Source organism: Bacillus sp. FSL K6-0268, assembly GCF_038005425.1.
In the GTDB taxonomy this organism is placed as follows: Bacteria; Bacillota; Bacilli; order Bacillales; family Bacillaceae_G; genus Bacillus_A; species Bacillus_A thuringiensis_S.
The window spans coordinates 5,282,551-5,299,205 of record NZ_JBBOTF010000001.1 but is presented as its reverse complement, the minus strand read 5'-3'; the positions used below and the strand labels follow the sequence as shown (position 1 = coordinate 5,299,205).

The following is a 16,655-nucleotide window of genomic DNA, read 5'->3' as shown; positions in this document are numbered from 1 at the left end:
TAAGGTGGCATTTTCTTTTATTCATTAACGAATAGCTTTTCGTTTATTATTTTAGTGACTACCACTACCAACATTAAAATGCATATTAAATATAGCATTTTCGCAATAAACAACCACCCTTGAAACATTACAATTCCATCTATTATCTCATTTCCTTTCCATAACAAAAACGGAATTGTGCTGATTATAATGACAAATTCGATGCTGAAAACCATTTTCTTTTTTCGACTATATGCTTTCCATTCCAGCGATACATAGGTGCAAAAATCAATACTCCTATACATAATATAACTGGTACCCATTCACTTTTTAAAAATTGCCCTGAAATAACTGATAATAGTAAACAAACGAGCATACCATAATATCCTATTTTTTCTCTCATTCTTACTACCTCCATTCTATCCTCTCTTTAATATGTAACTCCATATTCTTATCGTGAACCTAAGAAAAATAACAACTACAATTACAATATAAAGACCTTTTGCAGAAGACATCCATTCTTGAAAAATAGACATTTTCTCCATCTGTTTCTGTCCTTCTATTAAAATAAACCCTATGAAAAATGAGCAAACAACAATGATACCTATCATAATTCCAATGCTTTTCTTACTATGTTGTTTCATGTCATCCCATCGGTATAACAGTATAAAAACAAACCCAAAAAGAGGGTTGATACTTATCCATTCATTGTTTGTAAATAGATTTAAAATGATTAATAGACTACAAGAAATAATAAATCCCCAAAAACCAATTTTTTGCACATACGCCCTCCTCTAATTCCATTTTTAGGATTAATTGTATTGCATCATCCATTTTTTATTCTTACCATTACAGTACATGAAATTTCACTTTTTTTCTTTTCCTATACTCACATACTTTCACTGCTTTCATACAATAAACTACACGAATGCCTAAGGATGTGAATGTTATGGGAGTTGAATTAACGCTATTACACGCTCTCTATGTTATTTGCTTACTCACTATTATTACCTTTTTTATTCTCCGGAAAGATACGACGATTATTTGTATCGTTTTTATCTTTTTATTAGCATTAACCGCTACAAGTTCTATCCCTCTTGCCGTTAGCGGTATTTTTCAAAGTTTCATTTACGCTATTACTGAACTTTTACCAACTATATTAATCATCTCTATTATCGTATCAATGAGCAATCTACTCGTTCATACTGGCATAAATGATACGATGATTTCACCATTTACAAAGATGATTCGTACCCCTACCCTCGCCTACTGGATTATCGGCCTTTTAATGATGACAATTTCTTTCTTTTTTTGGCCTTCTCCAGCTGTCGCCTTAATGGGAGCTATTTTATTCCCCGTCGCTGTACGCGTCGGTCTTCCTCCAATTGGGGTTGCCATTGCTATGAACTTATTCGGACACGGCATCGCCTTATCTGGCGACTTCGTTATTCAAGGTGCACCGAAATTAACTGCAGACGCGGCTGGTCTTCCTGTTTCCAGCGTCGTTTCTGCCAGTGTTCCCCTCGTTATCGTGATGGGCGTTGTTACAACTTCTGTCGCTTTTTTCTTCTTACGAAAAGAATTTGATACAGGATTATCCTTGCAAAACTCCCCTGCATCAACGGAACCATCTAAAACTACTATTTTATTATCTCCTCGCATAAAGAAATGGCTCGCTATATGTATCCCTATCGTATATATCATCGATATCCTTTGCATGATTCAATTTAAACTACAAGGAAGCGATGCAACAGCACTTATCGGCGGAACGACTGTTATTATGATTATCATCATTTCCCTCATCGCCTACAAAGGTAATGGACTAAATAAAACAACCGATTATTTTATAGAAGGGCTCCAATTTGGATTTAAAATCTTTGGTCCAGTTATTCCAATTGCTGCACTCTTTTATTTAGGAGATAGCGGTTTTGTGAAAATTATCGGAGACTATTTACCGAAAGGTTCACATGGAATCATTAACGACTTAGGGATTGCCTTATCTCAAACTGTTCCTTTAAATCAATACGTATCGGCGGGAACATTAACTATCGTTGGTGTCATAACAGGATTAGATGGATCTGGCTTTTCTGGTATATCACTTGCTGGTTCAATTGCCAATCTTTTTGGAACAGCACTTGGGCATGGAACAGCTACATTAACAGCACTCGGGCAAATTGCTGCCATATGGACCGGAGGCGGGACTTTAATTCCTTGGGCGCTTATTCCTGCCGCTGCCATTTGTAAAGTGGATCCATTTGAACTCGCACGCCGAAACTTTTTACCAGTTGTGATTGGCTTAATTGTCACCACGATCGTTGCGATGTTTATTCTATAGTGTAAGCAAGTTTTCTCTTGCTTACGCTTTTTATTATGAAATCCAGTGACTTTCTAAAGGGATTATCTACATGTTAGCGAAGTTATATTAAGAGAATATTTATTTAAAAAACGTTTACGAGGTACAGATTACTTCCATTAGAAAAGGGGACATAACTATGAATGAATTGATTTTCGTCTTATTAATTTGTCCATTACTTATCTTTATCGTTTCTGTTATTGGAACACGCAAGACGAAAACGTATTACGTAATGCCGATTGTAACGTTTGCTAGTTTTTTAATAATAGGTGTTATCGCCTTCACTCCAAAATTCTTCTTTTGGGTTGGCATGTACAGCATCTTCTCATTTATTGTTTCTTATATGACTCTATTGTTTGTAAGAGGATATGAGCTTGCAGAAAGCGCTAAGTAGTTTTTAGTAGAAAGATTATAATATGAATTTTCTTTGATATCGATAGGACTTTACTTGAATTTTTAACAATGATAAAAAAGACGACTGCGTTCCCCCGCAGTCGTCTTTTTTTATGTTACGCTGTGATCCAAGCTTCGTCAGCTGGATTTTTACGCCACTCTTGTAATTTTTTCGTTTCAGCTTGTCCGATCATACCTTTTTCTGCTGCAACTTCAGTTAATGCACTGTAATCACTTAAAGAATATGATGCTACGTTAGCTGCTTCTAATTTTTCTTTTCCTGACTCTAGCTCGTATGTGAAGATTGATACGATTCCTAATACTTCACAGCCAGCTTCGCGAAGTGCTTCTACACACGTAATTGCACTACCACCAGTTGAAATTAAGTCTTCTACTACTACTACTTTTTGACCTTTTTCAGCTTTTCCTTCAATTTGGTTCCCTTTACCGTGACCTTTTGCTTTACTACGTACGTAGCACATTGGTAAATCCATACGACCGCTTACCCATGCAGCGTGCGCAATACCAGCAGTTGCTGTTCCTGCAATAACTTCTACAGTTGGGAAGTGCTCTTTAATTAACTCTTCTAATCCAGCTGCAATCGCTTGACGTACTTTTGGATAAGATAAAGTTAAACGGTTATCACAATAAATTGGTGATTTCATACCTGAAGACCAAGTGAATGGATCATTCGGTTGTAAAAATACTGCTCCAATTTCTAATAAATGCGATGCGATTTCTTTTTTCATACTGTTACACCTTCCCACTGTTGTTTTACTGTTTTATACGCTTCAAGCGGATTTTCTGCTTTCGTAATACTGCGCCCAACTACGATGTAGCTTGAGCCAAGTTCCCTCGCACGTTTCGGTGTTGCTACGCGCACTTGGTCATTAACATCATCACTTGCAAGACGAATCCCCGGTGTTACTGTTACAAATTCATTTCCGCATACTTCACGTAATTTTGGAACTTCAAGTGTTGAACAAACAACGCCATCAAGTCCACTGTCTTTCGTTAATTTTGCATAATGAGCAACCGCTTCTTCTAACGTTTTCTCAATGCCAATCTCTTTTTTCATCATAGCTTCCGAAGTGCTTGTTAGTTGTGTAACTGCAATACAAATCGGTCTCTCTTTTCCTTCTTGCTTACCTTCCTCTAATCCCTCAATCGCAGCTTTCATCATGCTACTTCCCCCAGCAGCATGAACATTTACCATATCAACATCTAGACTAGCTAGGCTACGCATAGCGCTTTTTACTGTATTCGGAATATCATGAAGTTTTAAATCTAGGAAAATCTTATGTCCTTTTTCTTTTAAGTACGTAATAATTGCAGGGCCTTCTTTGTAAAATAACTCCATACCTACTTTGACAAATAACTCTTCCCCTTCAAAGTGGTGTAAGAATTGTTCTACTTCTTGTTTCCCTGGAAAATCTAGTGCAACGATTAACGACTGTGACATGTTTGCTTCCAGCTCCTTCCTTGACATTCCGAAATATGATCAAATCCTAATTCATCTAGTAATGCTGGTAACTCTTCAATAATTGTCGGACATACGAACGGATCGATAAAGTTCGCTGTACCTACTGCAACTGCGCTTGCGCCAGCGTAGAAGAATTCAATTACATCTTCCGCTGTTTCAATACCGCCCATTCCGATAATTGGAATGTTAACCGCTTGGCTTACTTCATGTACCATGCGAATTGCTACTGGCTTAATCGCAGGACCTGATAATCCGCCTGTACGGTTTGCTAAAATTGGTTTAGCTGTTTTTAAATCTAGACGCATACCAAGCAATGTATTAATCATCGTTAAACCATCTGCACCTGCATTTTCAATCGCTTTTGCAATTTCCACTATGTTTGCCACGTTCGGTGACAATTTCACGTATACAGGTACTTCAGAAACCTCTTTTACTCGCTTCGTTAAATCAGCAGCAATTTCAGGATTTGTACCAAAGGCGATACCACCTGTTTTTACGTTTGGACAAGAAATATTTAATTCTAGTGCATGGACATTAGGCGCTTTAGAAATTTCCTTCGCAACCGCTACGTAATCCTCAGCCTGTGAGCCTGCAACGTTTGCAATAATTGGAAGGTCAAATTGTTCTAACCATGGTAATTCCGAATTCATTACTTTGTCTAATCCCGGGTTTTGAAGTCCGATTGCATTTAACATGCCGCCTGGTGTTTCAGCAACACGAGGCGTTGGATTTCCATAACGTGGTTGTTCTGTCGTCGCTTTAATCATGATTGATCCTAGTACACTTAAATCGTAAAACTGTGCATATTCACGACCAAATCCAAAGCATCCAGATGCCGGTATAATTGGATTTTTTAATGATAATCCTGGTAATTCAACTTGCAATCTGTTCATAGTACAACCTCCCCGATTGGAAATACTGGTCCGTCGCTACACACCTTCTTGTAAGAATGTCCACTTGGATCTTCTTGTAAGTGGCATACACATGCGAAACAAGCTCCAATACCACAGCCCATACGCTCTTCTAATGAAATATATGCTTTTTTCTCTTTGTAACGTCCTTCTAATGCACGAAGCATCGCTAACGGGCCACATGAATAAAGAATGTCAAATTCGATTCCGTAATTATCAATTACATCTGTGACAAATCCTTTTGTACCGTGTGTACCGTCTACTGTCGCAACGTACGTATCACCAAGTTCTGCAAATTTTTCTTCATAGAAAACAACATCTTTCGTTTGAAAACCTAAGATGTGAATCACACGTACACCCTTTGCAACGAGGCGCTGTGATAATTCATAAAGTGGTGGTACACCAATTCCCCCGCCTACTAGTAAAGCTGTTTGACCAGCTTCTGCTTCTTCTACAGGAAAACCGTGTCCTAATGGTCCTAGTACATCTATCATTTCACCTTGTTTTCTAGTTGCTAATGTTTTTGTCCCTTGTCCTTCGGCACGATATAGCATTGTAAATTCGTTCTTCTCTTGATCTACATTACAAATACTAATTGGGCGGCGCAGAAGGGGCGCAATGCCCTCTGCTACCTTAATGTGTACAAACTGCCCTGGTTCGTTCATTTGCTGTACTAACGTTCCTTGAAGCACTAATTCGTAAATGTTTTTTGCGATTTCTTTTTGGTTAACGACAATCATATTTTGCTTTTGCATCATGCATGTACCACCTCGTGACGCTTTGTTTGCGTAATTTCTTTCATTGAATGAGCTGAGAATGTCATAGATTCCAATACTCGTAAGATTGCTCTCGTTGTATCAAGTGATGTTAAGCAAGCCACACCATTTTCTACTGATTCACGGCGAATGCGGAAACCATCACGCGCTGGTTGTTTGCCTTTTGTTAATGTATTGATTACAAACTGTGCTTTTCCTTGACGGATAATATCAAGTAAGTTATAGTCTTCAGAATCAATTTTGTTTACCACTTGCACTGGAATATTTTGCTCTGCTAACGATTGTGCTGTTCCAGCTGTTGCTAATAAGTTATAACCGATTTCGTGGAAACGTTTTGCAATTTCCATTGCCTCTTCTTTATCTTTATCCGCTACTGTGATGATTACTGATCCGTGCGTTGGGATGTTAATTCCAGAAGCAACTAATCCTTTGTATAATGCTTTTTCAAGCGTTAAGTCTTTACCCATTACTTCCCCTGTTGACTTCATTTCAGGTCCTAATGTTGTATCAACTGAGCGTAGTTTCGCAAACGAGAATACCGGCGCTTTTACATATACTTCTTTCTCTTCTGGGTGATAACCAGTTCCGTATCCTTGCTCTACTAAGTCTTGACCTAAAATAACTTTCGTTGCAACATTCGCCATCGGTACGCCCGTAATTTTACTTAAGAACGGTACTGTACGACTCGCACGTGGGTTTACTTCAATTACGTACACTTGATCTTTGAATACTACGAACTGGATATTTAGTAATCCAACAATGTTTAAACCTTTTCCAAGTGCAATTGTATGTTCAATGATTTGTTCTTTTAGTTTTTCAGATAAGCTTTGTGGTGGGTATACTCCAATTGAGTCACCAGAGTGAACTCCAGCGCGTTCAATATGTTCCATAATACCTGGAATGAATACATTCTCACCGTCTGAAATTGCATCTACTTCAATTTCTTTACCAACCATGTAACGGTCAATTAATACCGGATGCTCTGCATGAACTTTAACTGCATTTTTCATGTAGTGCAGTAATTCTTCTTGACGATATACGATTTCCATCGCACGTCCACCTAGTACGTAAGACGGTCTTACTAATACTGGATATCCAATTTCTTCAGCGATTGCTACTGCTTGTTCTACAGTTGTTGCTGTTTTACCAACTGGTTGCGGGATACCAAGCTGTGTTAGAGCTGCTTCAAACTTATCACGATCTTCTGCGCGGTCTAAATCTTCAAGTGATGTTCCTAAAATTTTCACACCGTGTTCTTCTAATTTCGCCGCTAAGTTAATTGCCGTTTGTCCACCGAACTGAACGATAACACCTTCTGGCTTTTCTAAATCGATAATGTGCATTACATCTTCGATTGTTAATGGTTCAAAATATAATTTGTCAGAAATACTGAAGTCTGTTGAAACTGTTTCTGGATTGTTATTAACAATGATTGCCTCATATCCAGCTTCTTTAATTGCCCATACAGAGTGAACAGTTGCGTAGTCAAACTCAACACCTTGACCGATACGGATTGGACCAGATCCTAGAACTACTACACTCTTACGATCTGTTCTAACCGATTCATTCTCGTCACCATATGTGCTGTAGTAGTATGGTGTTGCAGATTCAAACTCTGCCGCACAAGTATCTACCATTTTATAAACAGGAGTTATATTGCTTTCTTTACGCATATCGTAAATTTCACGCTCTGTTTTATTCCAAGCTGCTGCAACGTAGTGATCGCTGAAGCCCATTTCTTTCGCAGTTTGTAGTACTTCCATATTTCCTACATTCGCTTTTACTTCACGTTCCATATTTACGATGTTTTCAACTTTTTGTAAGAAGAAGAAGTCCATTTCACACCATTCGTTGATTTCTTCTTTCGTTACACCTTGACGAATTGCTTCTGCTACAATAAACAGTCGCTCATCATCAGCTTTTATAATGCGTTTTTTCATTGTTTCTTTATCAAGTTCTTTTAAATGCTCTAACTCTAAGTGATAAACGCCAAGTTCTAAAGAACGAACCGCTTTTAATAATGATTGCTCTAAGTTACGTCCGATTGACATAACTTCACCAGTTGCCTTCATTTGTGTACCCAGTGTTCTGTTTGCTGATTCAAACTTATCAAATGGCCAGCGCGGAATTTTTGAAACGACATAGTCTAATGCTGGCTCGAAGCAAGCGTATGTTTTTTGCGTTACTGGGTTTATAATTTCATCTAATGTTAGACCGACTGCAATTTTTGCCGCTAGCTTCGCAATTGGATATCCAGTTGCTTTAGATGCTAGTGCAGATGAACGACTTACACGCGGGTTTACTTCGATTACATAGTATTGGAAGCTATGTGGATCAAGTGCAAGCTGAACGTTACATCCACCTTCAATTCCTAATGCACGAATAATTCGTAATGAAGTGTTTCGTAACATTTGATATTCACGGTCACTTAATGTTTGGCTCGGTGCTACTACGATAGAATCACCTGTGTGAACTCCAACTGGATCGATATTTTCCATATTACATACTACAATCGCGTTATCATTTGAATCACGCATTACTTCATATTCAATTTCCTTACAACCAGCAATGCTCTTTTCTAATAAACATTGTGTTACTGGACTATGTTTTAATCCACCTGATACGATTTCAATTAGTTCTTCTTCATTACTACAGATTCCGCCACCTGTTCCCCCCATTGTAAATGCTGGGCGAACAATAACTGGATATCCAATTTCTTTTACAAATTCATGTGCTTCTTCTAGCGTATGAATGATGGTACTAGATGGAATTGGTTCATTTAATTCCTGCATTAATGTACGGAATAAATCGCGATCCTCCGCTTGCTCAATTGCTGATAATTTCGTTCCTAAAATTTCAACTCCACACTCTTCAAGTATGCCTGATTTCGCAAGTTCAACAGCCATGTTTAAACCTGTTTGACCACCTAATGTTGGTAAGATTGCATCTGGACGTTCTTTACGAATGATACGGCTTACGAATTCTAGTGTTAATGGTTCTATATATACTTTATCTGCTGTTGCAGTATCTGTCATAATTGTTGCTGGGTTAGAGTTAACAAGGATTACTTTGTAACCTTCTTCTCTAAGAGATTGACAAGCTTGTGTACCAGAGTAGTCAAACTCTGCTGCTTGCCCAATTACAATTGGTCCTGATCCGATTACTAAAATTGTGTTAATGTCTAGGCGTTTTGGCATAACTCTTCCCCTTCTTTCTTGAAGTTTTCAATCATTTCTAAGAAATCTTCGAATAAATCATTTGCATCTTCTGGTCCTGCTGAAGCTTCTGGATGGTATTGCACTGTAAATGCTGGGAACTTCGTATGACGAAGACCTTCTACTGTTCCATCATTTAAAGCGACATGTGTAATTTCAAGTTCTGTATTTTTAACTGATTCTTCTTCTACTGCGTAACCATGATTTTGAGATGTAATTGCTACTTTTCCAGTTGCAAGATGTTTTACTGGATGGTTTAAACCACGGTGACCGAATTTTAACTTACTTGTATTCGCACCAGATGCTAGAGCGAATAGTTGATGTCCTAAGCAAATTCCGAATAAAGGAACTTTACCGATAATGTCTTTTAACATTTCAATTGCTTCTGGTACATCTTTCGGATCTCCAGGTCCGTTACTTAACATAATTCCATCTGGGCTAAGGCGTAAAATTTCTTCTGCTGTTGTATTGTAAGGTACTACAATTACATCACAGTCACGTTTGTTTAATTCTCGTAAAATACCATGTTTCATTCCGAAGTCTACAAGTACAACTCGGTGTCCACGGCCTGGGCTTGGGTATGGATCTTTCGTTGATACGCGTTTCACGTGATCTGTAAATACTGTCGCTTTTAATTGGCTCACGATGTATTCTACATCTGCATCCATGTTACATAGACGTCCACGTAATGTACCGTATTGACGAATTTTTCTCGTTAATTTTCTTGTATCAATTCCTGCTAACCCTGGGATATTTCTTTCTTTTAAGTAATCATTTAACGAAATTTCATTACGGAAGTTTGATGGGTGATCACAAATTTCGTTTACGATTAAGCCATTTACAGATGGGTGAATCGATTCAAAATCGTCACGGTTAATGCCGTAGTTTCCGATTAATGGGTACGTGAATGTTACGATTTGACCGCAATATGATGGATCAGATAATGTTTCTTGATATCCAGTCATTCCTGTTGTAAATACAACCTCACCTGACTTTTCAATTTCGCCTCCGAAACCTTTTCCAATTAATACTGTTCCATCTTCTAAGATAAGTTGTCTTTTCATACTAATGCACTCTCCTTTTGCCATGCGATCTTACCACCAACGATTGTCATTACCGGCCATCCTTGGCATTTCCAACCTGCGAATGGTGTATTTTTTCCTTTTGATAAGAATGTTGTTGGGTCAATCTCTTCTTCTTGTTCTAAATCAATGATTGTAATATCAGCTGTTCTACCTTCTTTCAGGCGACCTGCTTCTAAGCCGAATGTATCAGCTGGCTTTTCTGTTAAGAATTGAATTAACTGCTCTAATGTAATAATTCCTTTTTTCACAAGGTTTGTGTATAGAAGTGGGAATGCTGTTTCAAAACCAGTAATTCCGAATGGCGCTCTTTCAATTCCTTGTGCTTTCTCTTCCGCTGTATGCGGTGCATGGTCAGTTGCGATCATATCGATCGTTCCATCTAGTAATCCTTCAATTAATGCTGCATGGTCTTCTTTTCCACGAAGCGGTGGGTTCATTTTAAAGTTAGGATCAACTGATGGGATATCATCTTCACATAACACTAGGTGATGTGGTGTTACTTCTGCTGTTACTTTAATTCCAGCTCGTTTCGCATCACGGATTACACGTACAGAACCTTTTGTACTTACGTGACATACGTGATAGTGACAATCTGCTGCTTCAGCAAGCAGTATATCCCTTGCAATATGTACAGATTCACATACTGATGGGATACCGTTTAATCCGTGTTTCTCAGAAAACTTCCCTTCATGTACACAACCTTTATTAATAAGCGTATTCTCTTCACAGTGCGCAACTACTGCCATATTTAATTTCGCTGCACGTTTCATAGCCGCTAACATCATGCTAGCATCTTGTACGCCTACGCCGTCATCTGTGAAAGCAAATGCTCCAAGTTCTTTTAATGTTTCGAAATCTGTCATTTCAGAACCAGCTTGACGTACTGTAATTGCTCCGTATGGTAGTACGTTGACATGCGCTTTTTCTTTAATACGTTTTTGCAGGTCTTCCATATGTTCTCTGCAATCTGGTACTGGGCGTGTATTTGGCATTGAGCAAATTGTAGTGAATCCACCTTTTGCCGCTGCTAGTGTACCTGTTTCAATTGTTTCTTTATGTTCACCACCTGGTTCACGAAGATGTACGTGTACATCTACTAATCCAGGTGCGATTAAATTTCCGTTCACTTCGATTACTTCAGCATTATCTGCCGTAATATTTTCTGCTACCTTAGCGATTTTACCGTCTTGTACGAGAAGATCTGTTGCTACGATTTTTCCTTCTTCATTCATATAACGACCATTTTTAAACAAGTAATTCATGTTTCATTCCTCCTAATACATTTGGTAAGGCGCGTTTTAGTACAGCCATTCTTACGTAAACTCCATTTTCCATTTGTTTAAATATGCGTGAACGCTCACACTCAACAAGTTCACTTGCAACTTCAACATCACGGTTTACAGGAGCTGGATGCATAATAATGCTTCCTTCTTTCATACGCTTTTCTCTTTCCACTGTTAATCCGTGTCTCTCATGATACTCTTTCATAATGTCTGTTTCATAATGATCATGACGCTCATGTTGTACACGAAGTAACATCATTACATCCACTTCTGGAACAAGTTCATCCAATGGTTTGTATGTTCCAAATGTGCTGTCTTCATCTTTCCACTCTTCTGGACTTGCAAAGTAAATTGTTGCACCCAGTTTCGTTAATGCTTCTGCATTAGAACGTGCTACTCGGCTATGACGAACATCTCCTACTATCGCAATCTTTAATCCTTCAAATCTTCCAAACTCTTGTTTAATTGTAAGAAGATCGAGTAGGCACTGCGTTGGGTGGTTTCCACATCCATCTCCAGCGTTTAAGATTGGGATATTTACCTGATCTTTTAGTTCATCGAAGTAGCGATCTTGCTCATGGCGGACGATCACCGCTTTTGTTCCGATTGATTCTAGTGTTCTTATCGTATCGTATAGAGTTTCTCCTTTTTGTACGCTAGATGCATCCGCTGAAAAGTTTAAAACATCTAGTCCTAATCTCTTCTCAGCAACTTCAAAGCTAAATCTCGTTCTCGTACTATTCTCAAAGAACAAGTTCGCAACAAAAGTTTGCTCTGTCGTTTTGCTCTCTTTTCCATTCGCGAAATCTTCTGCGTCTTTTAGGATTTCTGAAATTTCTACTTCCGATAATTCACTCATCGTTAACAAATGGCTCATCGTCATCCCTCATCTTTCTGATTTTTATGTTACCACTTTTGTATTTTTATAACAACATTTGTATAAAAATACCCTAGTCATGTAAGACTAGGGTGCAAGGAAGAAGCCACCCTTTTCTGTCTCACAGGACTGAATTAAAAGGTTATTATTATGAAGCAATCTGCTTAGGTTGTTTTATTTGTTTCGTTTCCGGTAGTAGTAGATTTAACAGTACACCTACAATTGCTGCTAGTGCCATTCCTTCTACTTGGAACGATTCTCCTACGTGAAGTACCGCTCCACCAATACCGATTACTAGTATTACTGATGCAATCATTAAGTTTCGTTTGTCACTTAAATCTGTTTTATCATCTACCATCATGCGTAATCCGCTTGATGCAATTACACCGAATAGTAAGATTGATACCCCACCCATAACTGGTGTTGGGATCGAATGAATCAGCGCAGAAATCTTACCGATAAATCCGAACATGATTGCGAATACTGCTGAACCGATGAATAAGTATACACTGTATGCTCTCGTAATTGCTAGCACACCGATGTTTTCACCATACGTTGTATTCGGTGGCCCGCCGATTAGTGATGCGATTAATGTTGCTACTCCGTCACCGAAGATCGAACGGTGTAAACCTGGTTTTTCAATTAAATCTCTTTTAATAACATTTCCAAGTACAATTTGATGTCCGATATGTTCTGATATTGTTACTAGTGCAACTGGTACCATCAAGAGTACAATCTTCCATGAAAACTCTGGTGTGTATGTGACAAATGGTACTGTGAAATCTGGTACAACAAACCATTTTGCCTCAGCTACCGGCTTTAAGTCTACTAGCCCTTGGAAGTAAGCGAAGATATATCCGCCGATAATGCCAAGTAACACTGGTATGATACTGAAAAATCCTCTTCCGAATATCGAGCATATAATTGTAATTGCTAATGTTACTAATGCTACTGAAAAGTGTATAAAGCTATATTTGCCATCCGCACCGTTCATCGCCATATTAACTGCTGTATGTGCTAACGCTAAACCGATTACCATTACTACCGGTCCAACTACGATTGGCGGAAGTAATTTCATAATCCACTCTGATCCTGATTTCTTAATTCCGAGTGAGATTAAGATGTACACAAGCCCTGCTAGCAAACCACCAAGCATTGCTGCTCCCGGTCCACCTGCCGTTTTCGCTGTTATAATCGGTGCGATAAAGGCGAATGATGATCCTAGATAGGCAGGTACTTGACCTTTCGTTATAAGAAGAAACGCTAACGTTCCTAATCCACTTGATATTAATGCTACTGATGGATTCAATCCTGTTAAAAACGGAACAAGCACTGTTGATCCAAACATCGCGAACAAATGTTGTATACTCAAAAATAACCATTTTCCCGGTTTCGGTACTTCATTAACGTCTAACACTGGCTTTTGTTCCATTGTTACATCCTCCTTCAGTTTAAATCTTTGCAATAAAAAAACTCTTTGTGCCTGTGCACAAAGAGTCCTACACTTTCGTATGCCAAATTTGACATATGAAAGCCAAGACCCTTTGGCAGCCTCACAGGACTACATTTAAAAGGGCTTTACTTATCGTATATGCTTACTCGATCTTGTTGATCTGTCTCTTGCAAATCAACTTCGATACGCTCTTCACTTGATGTTGGGATGTTCTTTCCTACATAATCAGCGCGAATTGGTAGTTCACGATGACCTCTATCAACAAGAACCGCCAGTTGGATTTGAGATGGTCTACCTAAATCCATAAGAGCATCCATTGCTGCTCGAACTGTTCTTCCTGTATATAACACGTCATCCACAAGGATAACTTTTTTCTTCGTAATATCTACAGGGATATCAGAACCTTTTACAAGTGGTTCTTTATTTTTGGATTGCAGTGTTAAATCATCACGATATAACGTAATGTCTAACTCTCCAACTTCCATTTCTTTTCCTTCAATTTGACCAATTCGTTCTGCCAAACGTTGTGCAATAAAAATTCCACGAGTTTTAATTCCGACAAGAACACAATTATCGACACCTTTATTTCGTTCCACGATTTCATGACTAATTCGTGTTAAAGCACGGCGAATCATTTGGTCATCTAAAACGACAGCTTTCTCTTGCATGCTCTACACCTCCAAGCTTTTTTTCTTGCGTGAGAGTAATGGTATAAAAAAAGTCCTCTCAGCGTGTGCGAGAGGACTTTTGAAAAAAGGGTACAACATACCCTAAGTATTTCAAACCGTTACCTTCTCAACCTCACGGGGCTGTGTTAAAGGATCATTATTTAACTGTTGTCAGTATCTCAGTTTTCTTGTGATTTGTCAATACTATTTCCGTAAAATATTTAATGCTTCTTCAAATACTTCTGGAATCGGTGCCTCAAACTGAATATATTCACCAGTACGAGGATGATCAAAGCCTAAAATACCTGCATGAAGTGCTTGTCCATTCATATCTAACGTTTTCTTGGGACCATACTTCGGATCTCCTGCAAGTGGATAGCCAATATATTTCATATGAACACGAATTTGGTGCGTACGTCCCGTTTCTAAGCGACATTCTACAAGTGTAAAGTCTTTAAAGCGTTCTAACACTTGGAAGTGAGTAACAGCGTTTTTACCATTTTCATCAACTGTCATACTTTGACGCTCTTTCTTATCACGACCAATTGGTGCATCGATAGTCCCCTTATCATGCGGGATAACACCGTACACAATTGCTTTGTAACGTCTTGTTACTGTTTTTGCTACAAGTTGATTTACAAGTGATTCATGCGCCATATCATTCTTAGCAACCATTAATAATCCAGATGTATCTTTATCAATACGATGCACAATACCTGGACGCATTACACCGTTGATACCTGATAAATCTGTACAATGGTGCATAAGGCCGTTTACAAGCGTACCACTTGTATGTCCTGGCGCTGGATGTACAACCATACCACGTGGTTTATTTACAACAAGCACATCTGCATCTTCATAATAAATTTCTAAATTCATATCTTCTGGTTGAATATCTAACGCTTCTGGATCAGGAATCGTTACTGTAATTTCATCTTCTTCTTTTACTTTATAATTCACTTTTACTGCTTTCCCGTTTACTGTCACAACATCATCTTTAATCCATTGCTGTACTTGTGAACGTGACCATTCGTTATTTATTCCTGCAACGAATTTATCAATTCGCTCATTTTTTTGCTCTTCTACAACTGTTACTTGTACTACTTCACTCATTCAATTACTCCTTCGCTTTCTTGCCTTCTAATAATGTTTGAATAATAATTAATACAACACCAATACATAACGCTGAATCAGCTATATTGAATACTGGATAGTTGTACGAGAAAATATACACGTGAATGAAATCCACTACTTCTTGTCTAAATACACGATCAATAAAGTTACCAATTGCCCCGCCTAAAATTAGGCCTAACGAAATACCTAGAAGCTTATCTGTTTTCGCATACTTTTTCATATAAAATACGATAAACACTACAAAAACAACTGTAATAATGTAGAAGAACCACATTTTATTTTCTAAAATACCCCAGGCAGCGCCTCTATTTCGATGTGATGTTATGTATAATACATTGTCGATAATCGGAATACTCGTACCCAATTCCATGTTCTTTACAATTAACCACTTCGATATTTGATCGATAGCAATGACAAATAACGCTATTACATAATATATCATTTTCATTTCCCCCACAAAGACAGTGTACCTCAAAATTTTAGCATAGCTGCTACCTTTTCACAATGAACCTTTATAGAAGAATAAAATAAATTAAAAAAAGGTAATATAATATCGTTGTGCGTATTCATACATTTACCTTTTCATAGAAAAATTCATGAATTGTTCGGGCAGTCGGCATTGTTTTCATTTGCTTTGTCGAAATTAATCTCCCGGTCTCTTCACAAATACCGTACATGTCTATTTCCATTTTAAATAATGCACGTTCTACATCCTTTAAATCCTCTTTTATATCATGTAATAGCAATTTTTTCTTTATCTCTTCCTTAATTTCATATCCAAGCTCTTGGCTGAACTCGACATCATATTTGTGCATTACTTCTTTAGCTAGTCTCTCTTGCAACTCTTTTCTCATCAATTGCAATTCTTCTTTTATTTCCATGTAGATTTCATTCACGTGTACATTCCTCCTAGCTGTAATGTACAGTTAGTGTGTCCGAAATTTATTTGCTTACCTCACACACATTTTTCCTTCACAGGAAAGAGCCTGAAAGTTATTTTGATATATCATCAAAATAAAAAACTGACTGCATAAATAGCAGTCAG

Annotated in this window: 16 protein-coding genes and 1 pseudogene; 2 read left to right on the top strand and 15 right to left on the bottom strand. The window is 38.0% G+C overall.

The window, feature by feature from the left end; all coding sequences use genetic code 11:
• Positions 1–17: 17 nt before the first annotated feature.
• Both MHI28_RS27795 and MHI28_RS27790 read right to left on the bottom strand, forming a co-directional pair.
• Positions 18–397, bottom strand: a pseudogene (locus tag MHI28_RS27795) (YoqO family protein).
• Position 398: 1 nt separating this feature from the next.
• Positions 399–761, bottom strand: coding sequence for a YoqO family protein (locus MHI28_RS27790; protein WP_001169220.1), 363 nt, complete (start codon positions 759–761; stop codon positions 399–401).
• A gap of 167 nt (positions 762–928) precedes the next feature.
• Between MHI28_RS27790 and MHI28_RS27785 the strand changes: the two genes are divergently transcribed.
• Both MHI28_RS27785 and MHI28_RS27780 read left to right on the top strand, forming a co-directional pair.
• Positions 929–2,314 carry a membrane protein gene (locus tag MHI28_RS27785; RefSeq protein WP_000537904.1) on the top strand — a complete coding sequence of 462 codons (1,386 nt, stop codon included), beginning with the start codon at positions 929–931 and terminating at the stop codon, positions 2,312–2,314.
• Between the two features lie 157 nt (positions 2,315–2,471).
• On the top strand, positions 2,472–2,726 hold the full coding sequence (locus MHI28_RS27780) for a YbeF family protein (RefSeq protein ID WP_001003933.1): 255 nt from the start codon (positions 2,472–2,474) through the stop codon (positions 2,724–2,726).
• A 115-nt stretch (positions 2,727–2,841) separates the two neighbouring features.
• On the opposite strand, the gene pyrE is transcribed toward MHI28_RS27780, so the two are convergent.
• The 13 genes from pyrE to MHI28_RS27715 all read right to left on the bottom strand — a co-directional run bounded on the left by pyrE (position 2,842) and on the right by MHI28_RS27715 (position 16,506).
• Entirely contained in the window at positions 2,842–3,474 is a 633-nt protein-coding gene (gene pyrE / locus MHI28_RS27775) for an orotate phosphoribosyltransferase (RefSeq protein WP_000711463.1), read from the bottom strand.
• A complete protein-coding gene (pyrF, locus tag MHI28_RS27770) occupies positions 3,471–4,187 on the bottom strand; it encodes an orotidine-5'-phosphate decarboxylase (protein WP_000083509.1) in 717 nt (238 codons plus the stop codon). The genes pyrE and pyrF overlap by 4 nt, the downstream gene beginning before the upstream one ends.
• The gene (pyrD, locus tag MHI28_RS27765) at positions 4,172–5,101 is read right to left on the bottom strand and encodes a dihydroorotate oxidase B catalytic subunit (protein ID WP_001081049.1); all 930 of its coding nucleotides are present in this window, start codon (positions 5,099–5,101) and stop codon (positions 4,172–4,174) included. The genes pyrF and pyrD overlap by 16 nt, the downstream gene beginning before the upstream one ends.
• On the bottom strand, positions 5,098–5,877 hold the full coding sequence (pyrK, locus tag MHI28_RS27760) for a dihydroorotate oxidase B electron transfer subunit (RefSeq protein WP_000983355.1): 780 nt from the start codon (positions 5,875–5,877) through the stop codon (positions 5,098–5,100). The genes pyrD and pyrK overlap by 4 nt, the downstream gene beginning before the upstream one ends.
• Positions 5,874–9,092 carry a carbamoyl-phosphate synthase large subunit gene (gene carB, locus MHI28_RS27755; protein WP_001126139.1) on the bottom strand — a complete coding sequence of 1,073 codons (3,219 nt, stop codon included), beginning with the start codon at positions 9,090–9,092 and terminating at the stop codon, positions 5,874–5,876. Before carB ends, pyrK begins: the two co-directional genes overlap by 4 nt.
• The gene (locus MHI28_RS27750) at positions 9,077–10,174 is read right to left on the bottom strand and encodes a carbamoyl phosphate synthase small subunit (RefSeq protein ID WP_000828669.1); all 1,098 of its coding nucleotides are present in this window, start codon (positions 10,172–10,174) and stop codon (positions 9,077–9,079) included. The genes carB and MHI28_RS27750 overlap by 16 nt, the downstream gene beginning before the upstream one ends.
• Complete coding sequence (gene pyrC / locus MHI28_RS27745) at positions 10,171–11,457, bottom strand: dihydroorotase (RefSeq protein ID WP_001108387.1); 1,287 nt, start codon at positions 11,455–11,457, stop codon at positions 10,171–10,173. The genes MHI28_RS27750 and pyrC overlap by 4 nt, the downstream gene beginning before the upstream one ends.
• Entirely contained in the window at positions 11,441–12,355 is a 915-nt protein-coding gene (gene pyrB, locus MHI28_RS27740) for an aspartate carbamoyltransferase (RefSeq protein WP_000018846.1), read from the bottom strand. Before pyrB ends, pyrC begins: the two co-directional genes overlap by 17 nt.
• Before the next feature lie 148 nt (positions 12,356–12,503).
• On the bottom strand, positions 12,504–13,787 hold the full coding sequence (gene uraA / locus MHI28_RS27735; RefSeq protein ID WP_000435925.1) for a uracil permease: 1,284 nt from the start codon (positions 13,785–13,787) through the stop codon (positions 12,504–12,506).
• A gap of 146 nt (positions 13,788–13,933) precedes the next feature.
• Positions 13,934–14,476: a bifunctional pyrimidine operon transcriptional regulator/uracil phosphoribosyltransferase gene (pyrR, locus tag MHI28_RS27730; RefSeq protein ID WP_001156491.1), complete on the bottom strand. Its 543-nt coding sequence runs from the start codon at positions 14,474–14,476 to the stop codon at positions 13,934–13,936.
• Between the two features lie 204 nt (positions 14,477–14,680).
• The gene (locus MHI28_RS27725) at positions 14,681–15,589 is read right to left on the bottom strand and encodes an RluA family pseudouridine synthase (RefSeq protein WP_340828357.1); all 909 of its coding nucleotides are present in this window, start codon (positions 15,587–15,589) and stop codon (positions 14,681–14,683) included.
• A gap of 4 nt (positions 15,590–15,593) precedes the next feature.
• A complete protein-coding gene (lspA, locus tag MHI28_RS27720; RefSeq protein WP_000642180.1) occupies positions 15,594–16,052 on the bottom strand; it encodes a lipoprotein signal peptidase LspA in 459 nt (152 codons plus the stop codon).
• A 124-nt stretch (positions 16,053–16,176) separates the two neighbouring features.
• Complete coding sequence (locus MHI28_RS27715) at positions 16,177–16,506, bottom strand: molecular chaperone DnaK (RefSeq protein WP_001002956.1); 330 nt, start codon at positions 16,504–16,506, stop codon at positions 16,177–16,179.
• Between the last annotated feature and the right edge of the window lie 149 nt (positions 16,507–16,655).